Source organism: Flavobacteriales bacterium, assembly GCA_021739695.1.
In the GTDB taxonomy this organism is placed as follows: Bacteria; Bacteroidota; Bacteroidia; order UBA10329; family UBA10329; genus UBA10329.
Genome location: JAIPBM010000023.1, coordinates 20,551 through 46,196, shown reverse-complemented (window position 1 = coordinate 46,196; position 25,646 = coordinate 20,551). Strand labels below are relative to the sequence as shown.

The 25,646-nt window shown below is 43.3% G+C and carries 18 protein-coding genes; 2 read left to right on the top strand and 16 right to left on the bottom strand.

Annotated features, from left to right (window positions below; all coding sequences use genetic code 11):
• Positions 1-58: 58 nt before the first annotated feature.
• The gene (locus K9J17_13715) at positions 59-1,879 is read left to right on the top strand and encodes a T9SS type A sorting domain-containing protein (protein MCF8277786.1); all 1,821 of its coding nucleotides are present in this window, start codon (positions 59-61) and stop codon (positions 1,877-1,879) included.
• 83 nt (positions 1,880-1,962) lie between these two features.
• Here K9J17_13715 and K9J17_13710 read toward each other — a convergent pair whose 3' ends face one another.
• From K9J17_13710 to rpsA, 15 genes are all read right to left on the bottom strand, one after another.
• Complete coding sequence (locus tag K9J17_13710) at positions 1,963-4,131, bottom strand: radical SAM protein (protein ID MCF8277785.1); 2,169 nt, start codon at positions 4,129-4,131, stop codon at positions 1,963-1,965.
• Positions 4,132-4,178: 47 nt separating this feature from the next.
• Positions 4,179-5,063 carry a hypothetical protein gene (locus K9J17_13705; GenBank protein ID MCF8277784.1) on the bottom strand — a complete coding sequence of 295 codons (885 nt, stop codon included), beginning with the start codon at positions 5,061-5,063 and terminating at the stop codon, positions 4,179-4,181.
• 118 nt (positions 5,064-5,181) lie between these two features.
• Entirely contained in the window at positions 5,182-7,287 is a 2,106-nt protein-coding gene (locus K9J17_13700; protein ID MCF8277783.1) for a penicillin acylase family protein, read from the bottom strand.
• Between the two features lie 167 nt (positions 7,288-7,454).
• Positions 7,455-10,538, bottom strand: coding sequence for an ATP-binding cassette domain-containing protein (locus tag K9J17_13695; GenBank protein MCF8277782.1), 3,084 nt, complete (start codon positions 10,536-10,538; stop codon positions 7,455-7,457).
• A 79-nt stretch (positions 10,539-10,617) separates the two neighbouring features.
• Positions 10,618-11,034, bottom strand: a complete 417-nt coding sequence (locus tag K9J17_13690; protein ID MCF8277781.1) for a hypothetical protein — start codon at positions 11,032-11,034, stop codon at positions 10,618-10,620.
• 8 nt (positions 11,035-11,042) lie between these two features.
• Positions 11,043-11,954, bottom strand: coding sequence for a hypothetical protein (locus K9J17_13685; protein MCF8277780.1), 912 nt, complete (start codon positions 11,952-11,954; stop codon positions 11,043-11,045).
• A gap of 193 nt (positions 11,955-12,147) precedes the next feature.
• Positions 12,148-14,592 (bottom strand): TonB-dependent receptor, encoded by a 2,445-nt coding sequence (locus K9J17_13680; GenBank protein ID MCF8277779.1) that lies wholly within the window; start codon positions 14,590-14,592, stop codon positions 12,148-12,150.
• On the bottom strand, positions 14,579-15,928 hold the full coding sequence (locus tag K9J17_13675; GenBank protein MCF8277778.1) for an HTTM domain-containing protein: 1,350 nt from the start codon (positions 15,926-15,928) through the stop codon (positions 14,579-14,581). Before K9J17_13675 ends, K9J17_13680 begins: the two co-directional genes overlap by 14 nt.
• On the bottom strand, positions 15,928-17,046 hold the full coding sequence (locus K9J17_13670) for an imelysin family protein (GenBank protein MCF8277777.1): 1,119 nt from the start codon (positions 17,044-17,046) through the stop codon (positions 15,928-15,930). The genes K9J17_13675 and K9J17_13670 overlap by 1 nt, the downstream gene beginning before the upstream one ends.
• Before the next feature lies 1 nt (position 17,047).
• On the bottom strand, positions 17,048-18,193 hold the full coding sequence (locus tag K9J17_13665) for a DUF4856 domain-containing protein (protein MCF8277776.1): 1,146 nt from the start codon (positions 18,191-18,193) through the stop codon (positions 17,048-17,050).
• A 144-nt stretch (positions 18,194-18,337) separates the two neighbouring features.
• A complete protein-coding gene (locus K9J17_13660) occupies positions 18,338-19,264 on the bottom strand; it encodes a hypothetical protein (GenBank protein ID MCF8277775.1) in 927 nt (308 codons plus the stop codon).
• Between the two features lie 38 nt (positions 19,265-19,302).
• A complete protein-coding gene (locus K9J17_13655; protein ID MCF8277774.1) occupies positions 19,303-19,674 on the bottom strand; it encodes an STAS domain-containing protein in 372 nt (123 codons plus the stop codon).
• Positions 19,675-19,750: 76 nt separating this feature from the next.
• Positions 19,751-20,677, bottom strand: coding sequence for an aspartate carbamoyltransferase catalytic subunit (locus K9J17_13650; GenBank protein MCF8277773.1), 927 nt, complete (start codon positions 20,675-20,677; stop codon positions 19,751-19,753).
• Entirely contained in the window at positions 20,674-21,219 is a 546-nt protein-coding gene (gene pyrR, locus K9J17_13645; GenBank protein MCF8277772.1) for a bifunctional pyr operon transcriptional regulator/uracil phosphoribosyltransferase PyrR, read from the bottom strand. The genes K9J17_13650 and pyrR overlap by 4 nt, the downstream gene beginning before the upstream one ends.
• Before the next feature lie 75 nt (positions 21,220-21,294).
• A complete protein-coding gene (gene rpsA, locus K9J17_13640) occupies positions 21,295-23,331 on the bottom strand; it encodes a 30S ribosomal protein S1 (GenBank protein ID MCF8277771.1) in 2,037 nt (678 codons plus the stop codon).
• A gap of 294 nt (positions 23,332-23,625) precedes the next feature.
• Between rpsA and asnS the strand changes: the two genes are divergently transcribed.
• On the top strand, positions 23,626-25,068 hold the full coding sequence (gene asnS / locus K9J17_13635; protein MCF8277770.1) for an asparagine--tRNA ligase: 1,443 nt from the start codon (positions 23,626-23,628) through the stop codon (positions 25,066-25,068).
• On the opposite strand, the gene K9J17_13630 is transcribed toward asnS, so the two are convergent.
• Positions 25,065-25,637 (bottom strand): PhnA domain-containing protein, encoded by a 573-nt coding sequence (locus tag K9J17_13630; GenBank protein ID MCF8277769.1) that lies wholly within the window; start codon positions 25,635-25,637, stop codon positions 25,065-25,067. The genes asnS and K9J17_13630 overlap by 4 nt on opposite strands.
• Positions 25,638-25,646 lie beyond the last annotated feature (9 nt).

The window sequence follows — 25,646 nt, the reverse complement described above, 5'->3', positions numbered from 1 at the left end:
AATGTACCAATGGCACATGGCTACACTTGTGGCATATTAATCCACAAAACAACACATCATGAAAAAACATGTACCTTTTTTACTGAGCCTTTTGGGCATTATGAGTCTACTTGCATGGACCGCAAGCGTCAGAGCACAGTGCATTGACCTGGACGAATTGGTGAACCTACCTATCGTCAGTGGTTCTGCCATCGATGAATCTCTTTACTTCCATACGGTTACCGTAAGCGGACCGAGCTACACAACAGGGCAAGACCAAAGTTCACAAGGAGCATTGAGTTTCAGTTCAATTAACCATTATGTTTCCATTTCGAATCCAGAGGATTTTTCTATCATGAATAACTCCTTTACCATGGCTGCTTGGATCTATCCTACGGCATTCCAACAATACAATACGGTCATCTCCAAATTGAACGGCAGTCATCGCGACATCGTATTCCGATTTGACGATACGGGCAAGCCGCAGGTTCATTTCACTAACTCTTCCAATGGTATCAGCTTCGTTACCTGCGATTCATCTGTCATATCCCTTAATACTTGGCAACATTTGGCCGCCACATGGGATGGTAACGAGATGCGCATTTATGTGAATGGTCAATTGAAAAAAGACCTTGTGCTAACTGGCGGACCCGATTTTCAGAATGCTGGAAACTTGAGAATCGGCTCTTTTGCTACTGGAAGTGCTGAACGATTGAATGGCCACATAGATGATGTTCAAATTAGAGCCTACACTACACCCGAAGATGAAATTGCCTGTCTTATGTCGGCTTTTGTTCCAATGCATGAGAATATCGTTCTACAAATGCCATTAGACAATAATGGATTGGATATCTCTCCGAATGCAAATAGCGGGACTGCAAACGGTGTAACTGCAGCAACCGATCGTTGGGGTCAGACCAGCAAAGCTTCCCGTTTCAATGGTATAAGCAGCAAAACGGTGGTACCATACATTACTGAGTACGCAGCTCTAGCCAGTGCATTCACCATTTCTGCATGGATCAAAGTGGATAACGGTGCAGGAATCCATACCATTGTTTCGAAGACTCAAACTGGTCGAGATATCGTGCTTCGCGTTCAGGCCAATAAGCTGACTGCCCACTATTACATTGGCTCATACGTCTGGTGCATAGCGCCTACGGCTACCATCATCGGAACAGATTGGCATCACATTGCTTGTACCTGGGATGGTACCGAAATGGCCATCTACCACAACGGAAATAAACTCCAGAGCACTACGCCTGCAACTGGCCCAACATTTACCACTGCCCCTTGGACAATCGGTGCCTTAGGTACTTCAGGTGAATATTTCAGTGGTGTTATGGATGACCTAAAGGTTTGGGACCGTGCCTTGAGCATCTGCGAATTGCGTTCAGATATGATGCGTGATAATATTGATCTGGTATCGGAAGACAACCTCGTTATGTGTACTGGGGAAACCCAAACAGTAAGCGCTGCAAGTGGTCTTTGCAGCTACCTATGGACCCATAACAACAGCAACCTGCCATCATTCACTATCGATGCTACCGAATTGGGAACAGGGGATCATCAGATAATGGTTGAGGCCTATGACGAATTCGATAACCAATACACAGATGTTGTGAACGTCAACGTATCGCTTTGCACAGGAATTGACGAAACCGAAAAACAACAAACCATGACCATTTATCCGAATCCAGCTTCAACGGTGGTTACCGTAAATGGCACAGACCTATCTCAAATTGAATTGCTCGACATTTCTGGAAGGCTGCTGAAATCAACCCCAGTACTTGGTATAAACGCTACCGAATTGAACGTATCGATGATGCCGGCAGGTGTTTACTTCGTGCGAGTAATAGCTAAAGATGGAACAGTAGAATCTAAACGCTTGATAAAGCACTAAGCTTTATCTTATGTAGGTGGATGGGGTCCTTTGGCGAAAGCTGAGGGGCCCTTTTTCTTTGAATAAGGCCAACGAAGCAATCTCTACAAGATCAACAGACCTATTTCTCTCAGTTCTTCCATTAGTCCATCATACCAGAAGGCGGTAAAATCGTGAAGGCCGCTGTTTGCGTACGCTTCCTGTAGCAATTGATAAGTGATAGGCTTCGCATTGGTTGGTGCCATCAGGTTGAGCTTTTCAGCCAACCACTCCCCTTCCTCGGGGCTGCATTCCATCTGCACACCTTCTTGCTTGCCAATAATGGTAAGTAGCGAAAACTGTGCATCAAACATCACTGGCCCACCGATCCAAACGAGTAAGTGGCTGTCCTTCATCTCGCGATAAGGCAGATCGGCCAAATAGCTTTCTATCAGATCGGGCGGCAAGTTGGTTGACGGTACCTCGTGGTCGAACCAATTCTGAAGCGGAAGATCGAAGCCAATTCCGTGCATGTAATTGTAAAGTGAGCGCTTGAGACCTTCGCTGAACATGTCGTGATCGGCTCCTGTCGGGTCTTCGTGCACGAGGTCGTTATTTGCAAAGGTGCCTACTCCTTCCGTCACTGTCTTCACCTTGAATTGCGCAGGGAACATGCCCACAGGGCTGTGGGCCGTCATGGCAAAGCGATGCCAAAAGGCAGATTGCAGCACATTCATTTCGAACAACTGCCGCACAACTTCCAAGGAGTCGATGGTTTCCTGCTCCGTCTGAGTAGGGAATCCATACATCAGATAAGCATGCACCATAATGCCGGCTCTATTGAAATTCTCATTCACAACCGCCACCTGTTGCACCGATACGCCTTTAGAAATCAGTTTCAGCAGTCTATCAGAAGCTACTTCTAAACCACCCGAAACAGCAATACAGCCAGATGCGGCAAGCAGTCGGCAGAGGTCGTAGTGAAAGCTTTTCTCGAATCGGATATTGGCCCACCAACTCACCACCAACCTTCTACGCAGTATTTCCAAGGCCACCGCTTTCATCAATGCAGGCGGAGCGGCTTCATCCACAAAATGGAAGCCCCGTTCGCCCGTTTGTTGCACCAAAATTTCCATCCGATCAACAATAAGTGATGCAGAAGAAGCTTCGTAGTTTTTGATGTAATCGAGCGATATATCGCAAAAGGTGCATTTGCCCCAATAGCAACCGTGCGCCATGGTAAGCTTGTTCCAACGACCATCACTCCAAAGGCGGTGCATGGGGTTGGTAAGCTGAATGACTGATAGATACTTCTTTAACGGAAGGCCTGCATAGTCAGGCGTCCCTACTTTTTCCTGCCGAATGTCTTTACTGAGGCTGCCGTTGCAATAGCTCACCTTTCCGTCTATCAACGCAAAGGTTCGTTTGAGCATTGGAAGCTCCGTCTTTCCATCCAAGTGATCGAGAAGCGCTAACATCGGTGCTTCGCCATCATCCAAACTGATAAAATCGACAAACTCAAATACGCGGGCATCGCTCAGCGAACGCAGCTCCGTATTCGGGTAACCGCCCCCCATCGCGATCTTAATTTCAGGGTGCGTTTGTTTCAACCATTGTCCGCATTTGAAGGCGGCAAATAGATTGCCAGGAAAGGGCACCGATATGCAAACCAGCGTTGGCTTGAGTGCCGAAATCCGTTGCTCGAATACCGATAACATCACCTCGCTGATGTAACTCGTTGGTGCCTTCAATTCGGCATACAATTCATCAAAGGAATTGGCCGAAATGCCCAAGCGTTCGGCATAGCGACTGAAGCCAAAATGAGGGTCGATCAATTCAACTATAAAATCACCCAGATCTTCGAGATACAAGGAAGCAATGTGTCGAGCCTGATCGCGGATTCCCATGGAGCCAAAGGCCCATTCAAGGTCTTCGAGTTGTTCAAACTTCGATGCTTCCGGCAAAAAGTTCCTTCCGCAGATAAAATGGGCCAAGGTTGGATCTTGATCCTGCAAAAACTGAATGACGGGATCAATGGTATGGATGTAACTCTCTCGCAGATCATAGATGCGCTCGGCATTCGGAGTGGCCAATCGTATCTTTTCTGTAGCAGCGTCAAACAACTGCTCCAATCCTTGTTTTGAAAACAACTGAAGAATGGTTTCGATGCCAAGATCCATCTGTTCAGAAGGAATTCCTTGGGTGTTCAGAAAGCCTTTAAGATACGCAGTGGCCGGATAGGGCGTATTCAGCTGTGTGAACGGAGGAGTTACAAATAGTATCTTCTGATTCACACAGTGGTTTTTGGGAAATAACTTAATCTGGTTTTTACGTGGGCCCGTTAGAATCCGATGCCAAATCGAAGTCCGCCAATGATAAGCGTGGCATTCTGATTCTGAACTCCATAGCTATCATACACGCCACTAAAATCATCGTAGATGTAATATTCCTCAGAATACTGCACGCTTTTGATCTCTACGTTCAGCAAGAGGCTAAAATTGACTCTTCGGGCCGTATTGAACCGAACTCCTACTCCCACAGAACCCATGGCAATACCTCTATCAAGCGTAATACTGCTTCCTCCAAAGCCATCGTCTACAAATCTGCCGCCACCAAAACTTCCAGAATTGAGTGGGTGCGTATAGCCAGCCTCAATGGCATAGAATGGTGTGATACGACTTTGCAGGATGTCTCCAGCATAGTAGAGGTACAAAGGCAGATAAACACCAGCCAGATCAGTCACATCCAGATCATTGACCGGACCATTGAATACGGAACCTCCCACGAGGTCCAATCCAACACCAATACCCACATGTCCGAAGCGTCCGAATTTGTAACCGTTCACTACTCTAACCCCTGCCTGTGGAATTTCGAGCATCAATTGCCCTTGGAAAAAGTAGCCTTTCTTTCTTGGTTCGAATGGTGTTTTTACACGCTCTGGCCTTGGTTCATTTCGCACAGGAGAAACAGTTTCGGGCGCTGGTGATTCTTCCGTATAAAAAGGCTCTTTGGTCTTCTTCGTTATATCACCCATAGCAATGGCAACTACGCTTCCTCCCATGATCCGGATCTTGAGGCTCTCGTTCGGAACTTCTTCAATGATCACACCGCGATAGATGCTACCGTTGTTCAAATAAACCACATCTTCTAGCTGGTTCTGTGCCGACAATTGAAGGCTGAAAACACCTAGGAGCGTAAGCAGTAATAAGGACTTAATGACTTTCATGATCCAAGATTTTTATCAATGTAAAAGTAGAGAGATTCCACCTCTCACGGCTTGACCATTTCGACTAAAACATTTGCAAGCAACTACCTGCTACTTGAACTCAGACCAAAATGAAAGATCATTCAGGATGGTAAACGCGCTCTGCTTTTTCGTAAACCTCTTGTTTGTCCAAGGTCATAGGTTTGGTTTTCTGAGCAGCCCAGAGTTCCATCTGATCGTTGTAATGCGCGCTTTCTGGTCTGTTGCTTGCACCAAATGCATTGATACTTCCAATGGTTGGTTTTCCATTTTCATCAAAATCAACCAGAATGATGTACGAATCGCCCACAAAGGTCTTCATCATTCCCTTCTTGTAAGGTTTGCAGAAGTTGGCCGCAATCACGTCAGGGGCTCCACCCACTCCGATCACTTTATCGCCTCTTACGTGTTTTTGAACGTCTCCTAATGGTACGCGCAAAGCACCAAAATGCTTCAACATGTGTTTCTTGGCATCAAGCAAAGCTTCCACAAACTTTTCTTCAGGAATCGTATTGGATGCGTATTGCATTCCGTTTGACATGATGATGGCAGCCAAATTATTGAAAGCAAGAATCAACAAAGCTGCTTCTGTGTCTTCCACATTGGCAGTATGGTCCCAAGCGTTAACAACCTCAATCGCTTCTTTCAGATCAGGATATTTGGCGGGATCCAATTGTTCAATCGTCCTCATGTTGTTGATATTGAAGGTCGCCCATTCATCATTGAAAGTTTGATCGTACTTGAGTGTTCTGAAATCTTCCCAAGTCATCTTGTCAAAGCCACTCAGTATTTCTTTAGATCTGATCGTGCGATTGTTGATCTTGCTCTCATCTTGATACCCGAAGGTTTTGTTAAAATCGGATGATTTCAGATTCTCCTCATCCGCAGTGGCCACAAATGGCGTTCCGTTGGTATTGAACAGATATCCCGATGTAGGATTTACGTAACGAGGAAGGTCTGAAACAGGATGGAACTTCTCTTCCCAAAGTGTTTTGGAAGTATTTCCGGGCAATACAGAAAGCCAATCGTAAGTGGAGTCTTTGTACGCGAACATACCAAGACTCGCATATTGGATATTGCCTTCACCATCTGCGTAAATGTTGTTTGTTCCGGGAAAATGCCCCAATGCCAAGGCTCTATTGAACTCATCGAAGTTGTCGGCCTTGTTCATCCAATACAGCTGTTCTGTCCCTGCCAGATCCATATTGGCTGGGAATCTGAGCGCATAGAAACCATCTTTATTTCTGATGACAACTCCGTGCTTGCTTCGGTAGAATTTACGGGTAACAGGAACGCGAAGTGGCCCAAGTTTTACCTTCACTTTGGCTTTGAACGTCTCCAAATTTTCGTAACCGTCATCAAACTTGTATTGCAATTTTGATTTCGGATTCATTTCCAATTTATAGACATCGCACAGATCGGGATGATTGAGCGTTGCTGCCCATCCCAAATGTTCATTTACACCATGAAAAATATTGACTCCTCCTGGAAATGTTCCTCCCAAAATGTTCATTCCCTCATCGCTTACCAAATGCGCTTCATACCAAGAAAAAAGCCCTTCCAAAGGCTGATGGGAATTGATGGCAAGATAGGTGTGTCCGTTAGCGGTTTTGTTTCCATTGATTGCAAAGGCATTCGAACCATCGGGAAGGTTTCCATCATACTTTATAGTTCGTTCGTAAAGCACGATGGAACGCGTGAAGATCTGCTGAATCTCAACATAAACGCTCGTTAGAAAAACCAAGGTGAGTGTATTTGCCTTGACCAAGTCTTTAGGAGTGATGGGAAAAAGGCCTTTCCGCAGTATTTCGTCTGGATGTAATTCTGCAAAACGATTCAATCCATCGGTGTATGCATTCAGATATTCCAGATAATGCTCAGAAAACGTACCGTCAAATCGTTTTTCGACCTGCTCTTCTACTTGCGCTATCTTGCCCATAAAATCAAGCAAGGCGCCATTTTTACCTGTCACTTCACCAAGTCGGCCGTTTGCCGCCAACAATAATTGTTGAACCGTGCCAAAATCATCTTCGGCAGTTGCCCAAGCTAAACCGTAAGCAACATCTGCATCGGTCTTCCCGAAAATATGTGGAACTCCAAAATTGTCTCTGACAATTTCAACATTAGCAACATTGATCTGTGCCTGAGAGCTGAGCTGACAGGTGAACAAAAGGCTCAACAAAAGAGCCAATAAGCGGAAATTCATTCGTGTATAATTAGGGGTTGAGTGTAACTTAAAAGCTACTCTCCGAAATTAGTATGCATGCAGCGCTTTTTCAAGCACTTATGGCCGAAATCCAAGATTTGGAAACATAGTTAACAATAGTTGCCTTGTTTAGCCCGACAACTGATGTTTTTAGAAGGTCAACGTAGCTACTTCCGTTTCCTTTCGCGTAGGTCCGAAATCCTCTCGCCCAGTCCGCCAATGAAATTGAGCAGCTTAGAAAGCGCATCGAAATAGAGCGTGACCATCAGGAAAATGGACATCAACCAGATCACCAGCACGTTGGCCCAATACGTATCAATGTAATGGCCGAAAAGCATTTTTCTAGGAGCAAAAAAATGAGATCGAAGTAGGTTACTTCCAACAGGATCCTGATAGATAGGATGTAAGCGCTGGATAAACTTGCCATCGCGCTCTATGATCCGATAGAAATCGGAACTATTAAGCACAAGATCACCTAAACTCTCATTGTAATTATCGTCTCTTAGAAGATTAAATGCTTCGCGTTCTTCTGGAGTTTTGATCTTGGTAGCAATCAACCCATCTTTTTCAGCATCAACCGTATTGCGCTTTTTCACGTAATGCTTTGCAAGTCGATCTAAGTACTCTCTTAGTTCCGTTTGCAATTCAGCCGAAAGCTTGTCAGGAGTTAGTTCATCAACCTTTGCGAATTGAAGATCCTGATTGAAGTTATTCTCTTTGATCAATTCAGAACGGATAAGACCAAGCGTACTGATCTGCTTATCCTGATCCATTGATTCAGCATCAAGCGAAATCACCTTCTTCTTCAGTTCAGGAATCCAATAATCCTTTCGGAATGTCGCTTCGCTGATCGTCTTATCGAATTCAAACAGATCATTCTGGTATTTATTCGTTTTAAACTGATGGACTGCCAGTGCTTCGTAAGCCCATTTTGAAGCCATGATCTCTCCCGTTATCGGCACATATTCATTGGAAGAAAATCCAGGGTTCAATTTGTCAAATTCCACAATAACACCGCTTAATAGTAATTGTGGAATGATGAGGAATGGAATGAGAATGTAGATGGTGACTGCATTTCGGAAACTGGCTGAAATATTAAGGCCCAACATGTTGGCAAAGCAAGCCGTAGAGAACAAGACGAGAAAATAAGCCATGTTCATGCCCTGAATTTCAAGGATCGCATTCCCAATAAGTATAAACGAAAGGGTTTGAGCAAATGAAATGAAGAACATGATCATGATCTTAGATACCAGATAACTGGATCTACTTAAGTTCAAGAACTTCTCCCGTTTAAGGATTTTCCTGTCTTTAATGATCTCTTCAGCACTAACGGTAAGACCAAAAAATAAGGCCACAACCACACACATGAACATGTATGCAGGGATGTTGTCGTTCTCTCGGAACAGATATCCTACTTCATCATTGGCAAAATACCTGACGAGAAATGCAAGAATGACTGCAAGCACAGGTGTCTCAAGGAAATTGATCAACATATACTGCGTATCGGCCAATTTCGACCTAACATCACGCGTAATAAAAACCACGAACTGGGTGAATTTTGACGGAATGGTTGCAGCTTTCGGAAGCGTTCCCGGATGACTGCTTTTATCCGCCAATTCCGCTTCCATTTTACCGGAATTCAGAAATTTCTCATTCCAATCTACCGGTTTCACTCGTCTCAATTGAGTAAGCTGCCCGTATTCATCCAATACCTTTCCCTCAATGATGTTGAACACCTGCTCCGGATTCACATTACCGCAATTATGACATTCAACGTCATTACTGGTCACATCATTTATCTGCGCTTTAAAGTAACTGATGGCATCTATCGGGTTTCCGTAATAAACAGGATATCCGCCCGTATCCAAGATCATCAGCTTATCAAACATTTTATAAATGTCTGACGATGGCTGATGGATCACCACGTATACCAGCTTTCCTTTCAAAGCCAGTTCTTTCAGGAGGTCCATAATGTTCTCGCTATCGCGCGATGACAGACCTGATGTTGGTTCATCTACGAATAGGATGGATGGCTCTCGAATCAATTCCAAAGCAATATTCAGTCGCTTGCGCTGCCCACCGCTGATCTTCTTATTGAGCGGACTTCCAACTTTCAGGTCCTTTATCTCATGCAATCCTAGATTCTTAAGCGTTGCCATCACCATTTTGGTAAGACGATACTCCGTGAATCCATCAAAGCATAACTTCGCGTTGTAATATAGATTCTCGAACACGGTCAGGTCTTCAATAAGAAGATCATCCTGAGAAATGTATCCGATAAGTCCTTTTACCCTTTCGGGCTCTTTGTAAATATCAACGCCATTGATCTTAACGGCTCCTTTTGTTGGAGCTGTTGTGCCATTAAGAATATTGAGCAAAGTGGATTTTCCAGCACCGCTGGCTCCCATAATACCAAGTAACTGTCCAGAACCTTCCCTATGCTCAAGTCGATGTAAGCCCGTTTTTCCACCAGGAAAAGTGAATTCAATCTTATCTGCTTCAAACACCAACGCCTGATCGACCGTGGCGCGCATAAATCGGCCAACGATATCGCTGTAATAAATAGGCGCAAGACCAGAAGTTCTGATGGATGATCCTTGAGACAGAATATTTACCGTTCCGGAACGTACCGGCTGCCCATTGATAAACAGGGTTTCCGTGCCGAAATACCTGAATACATAAAGACTTACACTTTGAACATGAAGCACACGAATTTCCCCATGCAGTGATTCGGAATAAATGTGATGCGCGCGCTCGAATGCTTGATTCTTCTGATTGCTAACCACTAGAATCGTATCCGAATCGTGTTGGTCGCCTGGCGTAGCCTTAACGAAACGAAGACAGCGTAAGAATTCCTGTTCATCAATGTTAAATGAATCAGAAACAGTGTTGACGAAATCAAGCTCTTGTCCGTCTATTGATCCGTCAGAATTGACAAACTCAAGCAACCTGAAAAGCACAATGATCTTTTGCTTCTGCGTAAGCTCAGAATTAATGGCCATGCAGATCTTAAGGATCTTAACCGAACTTCTGGAGATTCGCTTCTTCTTCTTTTCGTCAAGCTCATCTGTATCGCCATGATATTCCTTAAAGAAATCGTCAAACGTATTGAGATACTGAAGAACAAGCTCTTTATTAAGCTGCTGTTCTAAAAAAACCCTAACGACCTTCCTTCCTGAATCGGAAAAGCTCTCGTCCTTGGCTACCAAGGCAAAGAGCTGCATTAAGGCTTTTAGTATACGTTCACTCATAGGCGCTAAAAAAGAAAGGCATCCTTACAACGGGGTAAGGATGCCTTTGGTTACGCGAATCGCGTAATAAGATTAGGTGCTATTTGAAGCCGATGACCATTGTGGCACAACCGGATTTCACATTAACCGTATTCAATTTCGCCTCTATCGTACAATCAACGGTAGAACCAAACTGAAAATCCCAGTAAGGCGTGTTCTTGTATTCGCTGCTTGCGAAAAGTTGATTGTGGTCTTCATCATAGATCTCGAAAATGAGATTTCCATCTGTAAACCCGCTACAACCTGCAATTCTGTAAGTGCTTCCTCCGTAGAAAGTAGCACGGAATTCAGCAACTTGATCTCCATTTAACAGGGCCCGATAAGACTGCCCATCAGAAATGTAATCTCCAGTAATGTTGTCAGCGCAGATTTTTGCAATGGAATCACATTGCGCGGAAACGTTTCCAACGTACGCCAATCCCACAATAAGGGTGGCCATAAGTGTTCTTAGTGTCATCGTTCTCATTATTGGCCTACTATTTTGTTTCTGATCATTTTTACTCTATCGGCAATTCCCTGAAGATGCTCAGGAGTGATCACCACCGTGGTCTTACTGTTGATCTTGGTAGTTTTATTGGCAATATCAACTACTGGTTTTTCATAGGAGTATTGAATATCAATCGCATCGAAATCGTAAGCCAACTCAATCAGGTCATCAACCAACACGTCATACTCTGGTTGATTGTAATAAGGAGTCAACATTTTAACGATGTTGTTCAGCGTGTACTTCTGCTCGCCAATTCTATTGATCACATCTTTGTTCTTATCCTTAACTGCAATTTGAGTAGAGAAGTAAAGAGTCTCAATCCAACCTCCTGCAAGAACCAAGGCTCCAACATTCATTCGGTCGTTATCTTTCAAGAAAGCATCTGAATTACGATAAGCAACTGCTACTAAGTTCAGCATGGAATCTCGCTTTCCGAAGTTGTTCTCAAATCGTTTGATGGTGTTCTCATCAAATGCACCAGTAATACCAAGCTCATCAGACAATTTGTTGATGACTCCAAGATATTTGATGGCATCCTGACTTTGATCGTAAATGGTAACGTAACCAACATCAGCTCCGTAAACACCCAAGTTGAGCGCTTTTTGGTAGTTGGTAGCGTAAGTGGTCACTTTTTTGGCATCATTCAAAAAACCTTTATTGTAATCTGAACCTGACTTTTCAATCAGCATGGCTGTTTGAATTGGAGAAGGAATACTGAACATACTTCCTCCAATGGTCATCAACTTAGTAGCCGAAGAATCCACTTCAGCAACGCCCTCTCCTCCATCGTCTTTCTTTACGTCAGATACACAGCCGACCATAAAAATGGCAGCAAGCGCAAGTGCGCCACTGTATCCGATCCACTTGTTTGAATATTTACTTTTTGTCATGACCTATGTCTGGTTATTATGGTTCGCAAGTAACAAAAATTAGCAGGAACAGACAACGTCTCGAACGAGCCTTAAACCCTCATTTTCAGAGGGTTTATCGACAAATAACGAAATGTGCTCTTGACTGGTTCCCATTCTATCTGATGCCTTCTTACTTAATTCGGGCACAATTGGTTACAAAAACTATTACGAATTACACCTTTATTCCAACGGTCAGGTAAAAGGTTCTTCCTGATGAAGGAATGATGCCTGGGCCAGGATATCCGGTTGCACGCCTCGTGAAGTACATATTATTCGTAAGGTTCTCTACTCCTGCCCCAAAATTGAACTTCCAGATTTTGTAAGTCATGTTGATGTCCATTACATAATAAGACGGCACGACACCATTTACAGCGTTGCTTGTCTGAACAGAATTGGTTGCATCTGTAAATTGCTTGGCTGTATAAGAATACAGATAAGAGAGCTTAATATCTTTCCATCCAAGATCTAATCCAGCACGAACAAGGAACGAAGGCGTCAGTTCTACCCGATTGTTTCTAAACGCAGATTCGTCTGACGAAACATATCTGGCGTCAAGCCAAGTTACGTTTGAGAAGATTCCCAACTTCCAATCTGAATTGTGCAAGAAGGTTTCCACAGCGTTCCATCTCAAATAGCTTTCTATGCCAACCGTTCGGGCATTCGAGACATTTGTGCGAAGCCTGTAAACGCTGAACAATTCTGGATCAACCTGTTGTATGTAACCGATGCGGTCGTTATACATCATAAGGAAACCTGTTACATCAAACTGGAACGCGTTCTTTATTCTGCCTCGCAAACCGAGATCGGCATTGAATCCTGTTTCGTCCTTCATATTAGGATCAATCCGATAACTTGGATTGGAGACCCACAGATCGTTGAAGTTGATCGGCTTATAGTTCTGCGAAAAGTTGGAATAAAGCTCCATTCCTTTGAGAGGTTTGTAACTCAGACCAACGCCAAACAACGGGAACCATCGTTGTCGTCTTGTATCGCCTGTTCGCAGACTATCTAGAATCACGTTATCAGCCTGATCGCGGTAAACAGTACGCGACTCACCAGTGGCCTTTGTATCAATGAACTCAATGCGAACCCCAGGTGTGATACTCAACTTTTTATGAAGGTTGAAGATATTCTCAGCAAACCACGCCACATTTCCACTCGGATAACTTGACGATGATCCGTTTGCAACAACATCTACGAATTCAAAAATGTGCCCATCAGTAGAATCTGCAGCTCCCTGTTTACTTTGCGTGAATCCTTTATACAATCGGACGCCAGTTAGAAAAATCTGTGGCTGTTCTTTTATCTGATAGCGTTTAAGAAATCGGAACTCGCCTCCTATGTTGTTGAAGTTTCCTAAGATCAGATTCCTGAATTTCTGAATGGCGGAAGATCCGGGATTATTGATCGGATCACTTTGATTTGGAGTTCCTTGAAAACCCAAAGCTTCGCGCGAAGCGATCAAGCCAAACAAGCGTACATCCAATTTTGCGGTTGAGGAAAATTCGTGTTGCAGCGAAAGCGCCATTACGTTCCATTTCACGCGGAACCAATTTCGGTCTCGGTAAGCGGCCTGCGGATCCTGATTGAATTGAGCATCAGTCAAACCTCCAGCCTGTTGCACCAGATACCACATTCGAGTGTATTCCATCTTTACAGACGTGCCATTCTTAGATGTATAGCGCAAACCTGCATAAGCCGTGTAATTGTCGAAATCGGAATTACAACGCCAGCATTTCCCTAATTTATATTGAAAGAAAGAGTAGTAATTGAACCTGCCAATGGTTCCGCCAACAGCATTGTAAGAATTGAAAAATCCATACGATCCGATGGATTGAATACTTTCTGATTCAAATTTCCGATCCTTCGTGCCTTCCTTCATTACGAAGTTGATCATACCACCGAACTGCGGCCCGTATTGCAACGATGCCGCGCCTCTCACTACTTCCACGCGTTCTATCGATTGCATCGGAGGCGAATAATAGCTTTCGGGATAGCCGAGTGCATCTGCAGCAATGTCGTACCCGTTCTGCCGTGTGTTGAAATTCTCGTTCCTGCTCGGACTGAGTCCCCTACCTCCTACTCCAATTTGAATTCCTGCACAATCAGATTCCCATATATTCAATCCTGCTACTTGTGCAAATATCTGTCGTGCCCGATTGGAGGAAAGGTTTGCAGTGATGTTATTCATCTGAATCACTTCGGTTTTCTTTCCTGCATAAATGGCCGTTCCTTCCACAGGTCGAAGCGTGGTCATCACTTCTAAATCCTCCTTCTTACCTGAAATAACCACGCCTTCGAGGTCTTTCGATAGTGGAGCAAGTTGTACATCCAATCGATGTGTGCCACTCTTTGGATCAATGGTCCGCTCAACTTTTTTGTAACCAGGCTGGAAAAAAGTGAAATTCTTAGATCCTGGTTTCAGGCCAACGATCTTATACGAACCTTGATCATCGGTCGTAAAACTTTCCGTGATTCCATCAACATGCACAATCACTCCGAACATCGGTTCACCGTTATCATCGGTAACGGTCCCTTTTATAGTAATCTGGGCGTACACAAAATGACTGACCAGCAGCAGTATAAGGATAATGGATAATCGACTAATCTGATTCATTGTCTAAAATCCAGGTTTTGTGCGCCCAACCATCCTTCAGTTTAGTTAGGTCAATTTTATTGCTGATGTATCGCTTACTCCGCTTCCCATTCACGCTCACAAAAATATCAGCCGTTACCACAGGATCTACTACTCCAATGGATTGAAACTCACTTTCCAGAATCTGAGCATATTGTAAGATGAGATCTGGCTGTGTGCTCATCTGCTTTTCCTGAACCGGTGTAAGGTAATGCGGATTGTAGATGTCCCAAGTTCTACCAGTTTTAGGTTCAGAAACGTAGAACTGCGCACTTCCAGACTTTTCCATCAGCATAACGCGCCACGAAAATCGAAATCCCTGTTCCGTCCAAAACAGTTCACCGGGATAAAGCAAATAACGAAATGGCACGAGTAGTTGAATGGTGAAATGCACAACCAGAAACACAACAAGCGGCTGGACAAGTCTGGGTTTCCATGCTGCTGTCTGAACGCCTCCCTTCGGAAAAAACGACTCCAGTTTTGTAATCAGTTTTTCGTGGAATGGAATCGGGAAGAAAACCCACGTCAACACGATCATCACCCACGGAAACATGCCGATAGGAAACATGAGCCACGTGATAATGTGAAATCCAATCACGGCTGCGTAAGCAAATGGCAAAGTCTTGCGCATAGAAAGTAAAAACGGAACGGATAGGTCATACAACGCCCCAGCCCAACTAAAAATGAACGCAGTAAATCTGTATCCGAACATTTTACCAAAAATCGGTAACTGTGTAAATGGTAAAAACCATGTTCTAAGCGGTTCGGCACGGAACAGCCAATCGAAATTCAGTTTGGCAACGCCTGCAAAAAAGTAAACGATTCCGAGTTGAAACCGTAATGCACCGATCACCCAAAACGGAATGCTTTCTCGCTTGATCTTTGGCCACAGATACCCATCTACCGAAAACCTGCGATGGGCAGGAACCAATGCCATCAGAAAAGAGAATATGCTGATGAAATAGTAGTGATTCAGGTAATTGGTCACATCGATCAATTCCGCGTAAGTGAATAGCATAAAGAAAAGCAGCGAACTGATGCGATAAAGAAAACCCGCTGCCACAAAAAGGGCGAGGATTGCCATTGAGCCGAACACGAAATACATCCCGTTTTCGGGAAGCGGCTTGACCCAATCAAATCCGTAATAATGGAAGAAATAATGTGGCTGAACATACAGTTGATCGACCCAATCTTTGCTGATGAATCTGACAGTTCCGAAGAACATCATCAACCCAAAAAGCAAGCGAACCGTGACAAGTGGCGCAATGCTCACTTCACGGTTCAATAGCTGTTGTGTATGCTTAAAGATGGAGGACATCAATCCCCGTCATTGTCTTGATAATTGATCTGAACTCCCATCGCAGATGTCATTTCATTTTTGATCAAGGGAGTCATCATCTGTAGTTGTAAATAAACAGCATCTACAATCGGTTTATCAGAAACAAGCGTTTCAGACATTGGATCTGGAACTAAATCCATTGCATCTCCAATAGAAAAGAATTGATCTTTGATCTCATCAGCCAACGAAACAATTCCTTGTTGTTGCTCATCATTGGTTAAAGGTTTTACGCATTCCGTGAACTCATATAACCCAAGTTCATCAGCACCATTGCTTCCAATTCCTAGAAACATTTCACGCATTCCAAGCAATTGTCGTTGTGCCAGTTGGATGGATCCACCAGCATAATAACCTTCTACGGTTTCTGGCAAAATAGCTCCACCGTTGAACTTACCTAAGGGAATCTTGAACTTAAAGTTCTTCAGCGTCTCGAAATCAAAGTTCAGATCGTTGACCAGCAGTGAAATCGAGCTTCCTTCAGCAGCACCAGTGTTGGAAATGAACGCAGATCGCGATGAATCCCAATGTTCACTAATGGTTGCGCCCGTGTTCTTCATTTCAGTGGCCAAATCTTCTAGATAAGCCATTCGAGCGTCAGCATTCAATCCAGTTGTGAAAGCTTCCAAAAGTTGCTGTTCGGTCATCGTGCCATCCCCGAAGATCAAATATTCAATGGCTGGAAATCCAACAGCAGATTTTGAACCCGCTAAAACCGTAGATCCGCTGCTGATATTTGCTTCAATTGCGGCAACATTCGTTGGGAACGTATTGAACCGCTCTCGGAACGAGACCCCATTTATCAAGGCAGGTCCAAATCCAAATGGGCTACAATCCTGATATGCTAAATAAGCCGCTCCGAATGATACTCGGATTTCAACCAATAATCCAGCGGTCGGATTTGCTTTAAAAGCGAGCACAGAGGAATGCAGAAAAGCAAGCCCAAGATTAAGATTCTCAAAGCGCGGAATGATGATGTTGTCCGCATAATTGGTCAACATGGCTTCTTGATCAAAATCGCAATTAATCAGATCATCTTTCTGATTACAGCCTGTAGAAATGATAAGGAAAGTGCTTAGCACAATAAATATTCGTTTCATATTATTTGATCTCTCCAGTTGGGAATGCCATCTTTATGTGGTCAATGGCCATTTGAATCTGTGCATCGGATAGCTCGTACAAATTGGATTCCAAGCCAACAATTGCCAATGCATCTTCAATGTGCGAATATGTGTAATGTGGTGGATATTTTGAGTTTCCCCCATTGAAATGATACTTAAGCGCAAGCATAAAACCTATTGCTTCACTCATTTCGTGGTGGCGTTTGTATACAGGCGTACCGGAAGTAGACAAGCCTTCATTCAAATAGCCAACTGCTGATGCGGCAATCACAACCGACCATTTTTGCATCAGGGTTTGAATGGCCTCATCACGAGCCGCATAATCTTTCGCAGAAATAGCCGCCCTTCCGGTTCGGAAAGCGGTAGAGATTATATTATTAATTCCTGGATAAAGACCTTCATCACGTGTGTTACAGTATTCACCCCAAAATCTGGCATCTTCCAACGTCACGGGATTAGGGTAATCGGTTGGAATTCCGAAATAACCGAAGGCTTCATCAAAATAATGCTCCATTGATGTAAAATTCTCTCCAGTCTCAAAATCCAGATTTCCATCAATTCCCATTCGATCTTCCGACAAATAAATTTCCATGGCCTGATAATAGAAAACAGCTCCCATCAACCCTTTGATGATCACTTGCCTGTACTCTATTCCGTTTTCATTCACACGATATCCACTGTTTGGATCACTACTTCCATCAACCAAGACTCCAGCCACTCCGTTTGATGCGGTTGTACTAGATTGACTTGCTAATGCTACATCATCAAATAATTGAAGAAAAAAGCTTGTGTCAGGCCCAAAACATTTCGACACCAGATCTTTCTCAAATGATTGACCTGAAAACGGATCGTTCTGATTACGGAACATGGCTTTCAGCACATCAGCGTCCAATGGAGCCGCACCAACCGTATTAGCAGTTTTAAGGTAATTACCCAGTATGGTCAACATGTCCAAACGCTCTGTCTGTCCTGAATAATCAACCGTAGACACTCCGTTTCTCGCAAAGGAGTAAGTCAATGGAACTTCTAATTCACCTTCTTCATTTTGATTACATGAAGCTGTGATGATGAGAATGAAAACGAGTATTGAAGAGACAGCGAGGTATGATTTTGTAAGGATTTGCAATAGGCTTTTATTATTTAGATTGATTTTAAATAGTGACGCAAATCTATCCTACCAATTGCCCAGCAGCAATACCCGATTGAGGGTATATGGCATAAAAAAGCCCCGCATCAATGATGCGAGGCTTCTCATAAAACCAACTAATTCTTAGTTAGTGTACATTTTGCTTGTAAGCATGCTGTTTCCATCAGAAATAGTGTAGATGTAAAGACCAGCAGCATGACGAGTTCCGTTGAATTTAACAGCATTCATTCCTCTTTCAACGTCAAACTTCACATTTTGAACTTTGCTTCCAAGAACGCTGTAAACGTTGAACTCAAGTCCTTTCATGTCGTAAGGAGCATTGAACTCGATGTTTGTGATTCCAGTTGCATTGTCAATGTAGCTGTTAACAAGCATGAATTTGCTTTCGTCAACTTCAGCAATGCCAACACCGCTTTCCTTAGCTACCAACCAGTAAGAATCAACAGTAATAACACCACCACCAAAAGAAGCAGGTACTGAACTTAACCAAGCTCCGTTTGCGATGATTGCGCTGATGTCAGGATTAGATGCTGCAATTCTTGCATCAACATCAATTTCCAATTGAACAGCACCTTGCATAGAACCTGCACCGTAAGTTTCAGTTGCAGCAAGAGCACTCCATTGTCCTTCAGTACCGTTAATATAAACACAACCTTGAGTAAGTGTTTGATTTGGAACAGTTCCTCCATTGTACCAAATTCCCCAAGGAGATGTTGTTGCATTGACAGATGGGTCATTCGTAGGAATGTTTGTTCCGTAAGTCATTCCTGCAGGAACGTTTCTTACATCAACAATTTTGAAAGCATCGATGTAGATAACGATATCTCCACCTGCTGGGTTAATTGGATTTGGCAATGAGGTATCAGCAAAAGTAACCAAATCAACAACGCGAACTTGATCACCAGCACCTGGAAAAGTGTAAACAGTAGCCAAGCTATCTGGAAACAGACCAAATGATTCGCCAGCCAAGGCTGGATCTGGAGTACATTGTGCACCAGCAAAGCTGATTGAAAGTGCACCAGCAATAAATGTAAGTAGAACTTTTTTCATGATTTTGTTTGAATTATTGTTTAGAGTTTAGATTTAAATTATTCGTCATTAAGGTCTTTTTCAATTGATTCCAAAGCCAAGAGATCCACTGCCTCCTCAAGCGTTGGTGTTATATTCAAAATGGTATCCAATTGAGATATAGAAATAAGTTTAGAAACAGATCGCTGAAGTCCACAAAGGACAAAAGAACCGTTTGAATTCTTGCACAATCTATTTGCAACCAAGATGGCACTAAGACCAGAGCTATCGCAATATCGCGTATCAGAAAGGTCTATTATGATGTTCTTGAATTCATCTGCGTTCAGAACCACCAGTTCTGACTTCAACGAAGGTGAAATCTGACTATCCAATTTCTCAGCCTTCACTTTTACTACAGCGTAGTTGTCTTTCTTTTCTATTTCGAAATTCATGGTATGCTTTGCTGCAAATTTATCAAAATATTGAGGCGGTAAGTTACGATCTATTTCAATATGCTAAAAAACGTTTCTATTCAATTTTTCCAGCCAGCAAGTATATAACTGCCATTCTCACTGCAACCCCATTTTCAACTTGAGGCAAAATAATGGCCTGTTCGCTATCAGCCACATCGGAAGTTATTTCAACCCCACGGTTTATAGGGCCAGGATGCATAATCGTAATCTTTTTACTTAAGGTATCCAATAATTGCTTGTTCAATCCATATTGAAGCGAATATTCCCTCAACGTTGGGAAATACTGAACATCCTGACGTTCCAACTGAATTCTCAACATATTGGCGACATCACACCATTCCAAAGCCTTTATAAGGTTCGGTTCGTATTTCACACCTAAAGACTCCACGTGCTTTGGGATAAGCGTGGCAGGACCACAGACCCTAACCTCTGCTCCAAGTTTCTGAAGGGCGAAAATGTTTGACAACGCCACCCGCGAATGAAGAATATCACCTACGATCACGACTTTTTTGCCAGCTACCTCACCATATTTTTCGCGAATGGAATACGCATCCAACAATCCTTGGGTTGGATGTTCGTGCGTTCCATCACCCGCATTTACAATGACCGCATTGATGTTTCTTGAAAGAAACTGACCAGCACCAGGCAATGGATGACGCATAACTACCATATCCACCTTCATCGCCAAAATATTATTGACCGTATCGAGTAGCGTTTCTCCTTTCGTTACTGAAGAAGCTGAAGCTGAAAAATTGATCACATCTGCAGACAGACGCTTTTCAGCTAATTCGAAGGAAAGTTTTGTTCGAGTTGAGTTTTCGAAGAACAGATTAGCGATGGTAATATCGCGAAGCGAAGGCACTTTCTTAATAGGTCGATTAATGACCTGCTTGAAATTATCTGCCGTTTGAAAAATCAGTTCTATATCCTCTTTGGTGATGTATTTTATGCCAAGAAGATGTTTTACCGATAACCCGCTCATTCTGCTTCAGGTGAATAAAGTTTAACCGTGTCGTTGCCGCCACTTTCCAAAAGAGCCACTTCTACCCTTTCGGAAACAATCGTATCAATTCTAGCTCCTACATAATTAGGTTCTATAGGAAGTTGCCTAGTGAATCTTCTATCAACCAGAACTACTAATTCAACCGTAGAGGGTCTTCCGAATGCCATCATCGCATCCATACCCGCTCTAATTGTCCTTCCAGTGAATAGCACGTCATCTATCATAATGACATTTTTTCCTTCGATAAGAAAATCCATTTTGGTTTTAGACGGAATCAGCGGAAGGTCGTGCCTACGGTGGTCGTCCCTATTGAAAGTGATATCCAATGAACCAAGCAATACTTTGGTTCCAAGGAGATCTTCTAATCTTTTGTGGATTCGCTGAGCGACAAAAACGCCTCTGGGTTGTAATCCAACCAAAACCGTGTCCGAAAAATCGTTGTGGTTCTCGATGAGCTGATAGCAAATTCTTTCAATAGAAAGATTGAGCTGTTGGCTATCTAAGATTATGCGCGACTCAATGCTCATTGATTTCGTGCAAATGTAATTCGATATTAGGTAAAAAAAAACCCCGCTGTTAGCGGGGTTTTTCTTGATTTACTTCTTGGCCTTTTTTGCTGCCTTTTCCGAGTTCTCAAGTTGAGACTTGAGATCTGCAAGAGCGTCAAGGTCTCCAAGTGTTGTCTTTTCTTGACTTGCTTGTACTTTCTTAACTCCGCGGCTTGTAGCATTTCCAGCTGCTTTCTTCTTGTCGCCTTCTTCCGCTTGAGAAGCAAATGCCTCATCTGAGTGGATCTTGGCATGAGAAACAACGACACGTCTGCTGTCTTTGCTGAATTCAATCACTTTGAAATCTGCAGCTTCTTCCAATTTCACTTCAGAACCATCTTCTTTTGCCATGTGACGTTTTGGAACGAATCCCTCAACACCATAAGGTAAAGCAACGGTAGCTCCTTTGTCATTTACAGAGGTAACTGTTCCTTGGTGAACGCTATCGATTGTGAAGACCGTTTCAAACACATCCCATGGATTTTGCTCCAATTGTTTGTGTCCAAGGCTCAATCTTCTGTTCTCAGCATCGATTTCCAAAACCTGAACTTCGATATCAGCATCAATGCTGGTGAATTCAGATGGATGCTTCACTTTCTTGTTCCATGAAAGGTCAGAGATATGAATCAAACCATCAACTCCTTCTTCCAACTCAACAAAAATTCCGAAGTTGGTAAAGCTGCGAACTTTAGCAGTATGCTGCGATCCCATAGGATATTTGGTAACGATGTCGGTCCAAGGATCTGGCATCAATTGTTTGATACCCAATGACATTTTCCTATCTTCTTTATCAAGAGTCAGGACAACGCATTCAACCTCGTCTCCAACATTAAGGAAATCCTGAGCGCTTCTCAAGTGCTGTGACCAGCTCATTTCAGAAACGTGAAGTAGTCCTTCCACTCCTGGAGCAACTTCTACAAACGCACCGTAATCAGCAACAACAACAACTTTTCCTTTCACTTTGTCTCCAATGTTAACGTCTTTTTCAAGAGCATCCCATGGATGTGAGCTTAGCTGTTTAAGACCAAGAGCGATTCGTTTTTTATCGTCATCGAAATCAAGGATAACCACATTGATTTTCTGATCAAGTTCAACGATTTCTTCTGGATGATTGATTCGTCCCCAAGAAAGGTCGGTGATGTGGATAAGTCCATCAACACCTCCAAGATCGATGAATACACCGTATGAAGTGATGTTCTTAACAGTTCCTTCAAGGATCTGTCCTTTCTCCAATTTACCGATGATCTCTTTCTTCTGAGATTCAAGTTCTGCTTGGATAAGCGCTTTATGCGAAACAACAACGTTTTTGTACTCGTTATTGATCTTAACCACTTTGAACTCCATGATCTTACCTACGTACACATCGTAGTCACGGATAGGTTTCACATCAATCTGAGAACCTGGAAGGAATGCCTCAATTCCGAATACATCGGCAATAAGACCACCTTTAGTTCTGCATTTGATCTGTCCTCTGATGATTTCATCATCTTCCAAGGCTTTATTAACTCGGTCCCAAGAACGAAGGGCACGGGCTTTTCTGTGAGACAATACCAATTGTCCACCTTTATCCTCTACTTTCTCAATGTAAACCTCAATCGGGTTTCCTACTTCGAAATCAGGGTTGTATCGTGTTTCGCTCAAAGGAACGATACCTTCAGATTTTCCACCGATAGTTACGATGAAATCCTTTTTGGTCTTTTCTATGATCGTACCATCAAGCACGTCATTAGAATTGAACGAAGTGATGGTGGCATCATACATTGCCTCCAACGCAGCGCGTTCCTTCTCAGCATAAACTTCTTGTTTCTTACCGATGGCACTCCAATCAAAGTCAGCAGGACGCTCAGCTGGTTTGCGAGGCTCTGTTCTCTTTGGTTTTACTTCAGCTACTTCTTCAGTTGCAGCTTCAACTTCGGCTACAACTTCCACTTCTGCAACTGGTGCTGCAGCTTCTACTGATTCCTCAGTTTCTTCTGCTACTGGTGTTGCCTTAATTCGTGGTTTTTTAGCTTTCGGAGCATCTGCTCCAGCGTTTGCAGCAACCTTGTTTTCTGTGGTTTCTGCTGATTTTTTTTCTTCTGCCATGTTGGTCAGATTTGTATCTCAACGTTCCCGTATCGTTAGAGAGATTGTTTTTATATACGACTCTTGTTCGGGAAGAGCCTCCCATTTTTGGGATTGCAAAAATAGTAATTTAAATAACCGTTCTCGCATGTTAATTCAAGCTCAAATTTCAATTGCTTTGGCAGGTTTGAAGCTTTCGAAACATCTTTTCCGCCCAATCACATCAGAATACATGGTGTATAAATCTTCTTCGCCAATTCGTTTCGGGCTCATTTCACAATAATCTAAGCATCTATCTTTGCACGCTTCAAAAACATGGCAATGGAAAGCATTAAACAATTATTGACCACGGACAAAATTGACCGTGAAGTGACGGTAAGAGGATGGGTAAGAACGAAACGTGGAAACGCATATGTCAATTTCGTAGCAATGAATGATGGCTCTACGGTCAATAACCTCCAGTGCGTTTTTGACATGGAACAGTTTAGCGATGAAGCACTTAAAGAAGTGACAACGGGAGCTTGCGTTTCCATTGTCGGACAATTGGTTGCCAGCGAGGGCAAAGGCCAAACTGTTGAAGTAAAAGCGACATCTGTAAAGGTTCATGGAATTGCAGACCCTGAGAAATTTCCAATCCAGCCAAAAAAACACAGTTTGGAGTTTCTTCGTGAGAACGCACACTTGCGAATGCGGACCAATACATTCGGATCGGTTTTCCGAGTGCGTCATGCACTCACATTTGCCATTCATAAGTATTTCAATGATCGCGGATTCTTCAATATCCACTCCCCTATTCTCACAGGTACGGATGGCGAGGGCGCTGGAGAAATGTTCCGCGTTACGATGCTTGATCCTAAAAACCCACCGCTGAATGAAGATGGAGCAGTAGATTATTCGGAAGATTTTTTCGGAAAGCAGACTAACCTTTGCGTAACTGGTCAGTTGGAAGCAGAATTGGCCGCTATGGCACTTTCGAAGGTTTATACTTTCGGACCAACATTCCGTGCTGAAAACAGCAACACCTCTCGCCATTTGGCGGAATTCTGGATGATTGAACCTGAAGTTGCTTTCAACGATATCTACGACAACATGGACCTTGCAGAGGATTTTCTCAAGGAGACAATTAAATATGTAATGGAAACCTGTCCGGACGACTTGAAATTCTTGAGCGACCGAATAGCTGAAGAAGAAAAAAGTCTGCCACAGGATAAGCGCCAACCAATGGAGCTGTTAGACAAACTGAAGTTTGTGGTAAGCAATGACTTTGCTCGTATCACTTATACAGAAGCAGTTGATATTCTCCAAAACAGCCAACCAAACAAAAAGAAGAAATTCGAATACCCTGTAGATGAATGGGGTGTTGACCTTCAAAGCGAACACGAACGTTTCTTGGTTGAGAAACACTTTCAAAAACCAGTGATCATTACGGGTTATCCAGCTAAGATCAAGGCGTTTTACATGAAGCTGAATGAAGATGGAAAAACAGTGGCCGCGATGGACATTCTATTTCCAGGCATTGGAGAAATTGTAGGAGGATCACAACGTGAGGAACGTTATGATGTGCTGATGAAGAAAATCGAAGACTTCCACATTCCACTCGAAAGCGTTTGGTGGTACATGGACACTCGTAAATTCGGAACGGTTGAACACAGTGGTTTTGGCCTTGGCTTCGAACGACTGATGATGTTCATTACTGGAATGACAAACGTTCGAGACGTTATTCCTTTTCCAAGAACTCCGAATAACTGCGAATTCTAATTCGTCTTCTTCACGTATTGCGTTAGAATCACGATCATTTGGCCGTTTACGCGGCCCTCGATCTGTTCTGCATTGTCGTGCACCAATGTAATGTTGCGAACAGCTTCGCCACGCTTGGCCACCATACTTGTCCCTTTCACATTCAAATCCTTTATCAGCACTACAGAATCTCCGTAGCTCAGAACCACGCCATTACTATCTCTATGTATAATGGCCTCTTCGCCTTCTGGCAACATTCCGTCTTTTGCCCATTCAGCGGTTTCATCTTCCAAATACATCATATCAAGCAGGTCTTGCGGCCAACCTTCTGCCTTTAGCTGATTAAGCATGCGCCAAGCAACCACCTGCACTGCAGGAACCGTGCTCCACATACTATCATTTAGGCATCTCCAATGATTGGAATCTACTTTTTCGGAATCATTCAATTGTTCAAAACAAGTTCCACAGGCATGGATAGCATTATCGGTAGAACCGGCAGATTTCGGTGGAACGACATAAAACTGCAAGTCCTTTTCAGAACCACACAATTCGCATTTTGAACCGCTTCTCGCAATTATTTCCTTTTCCATCGTACCTGA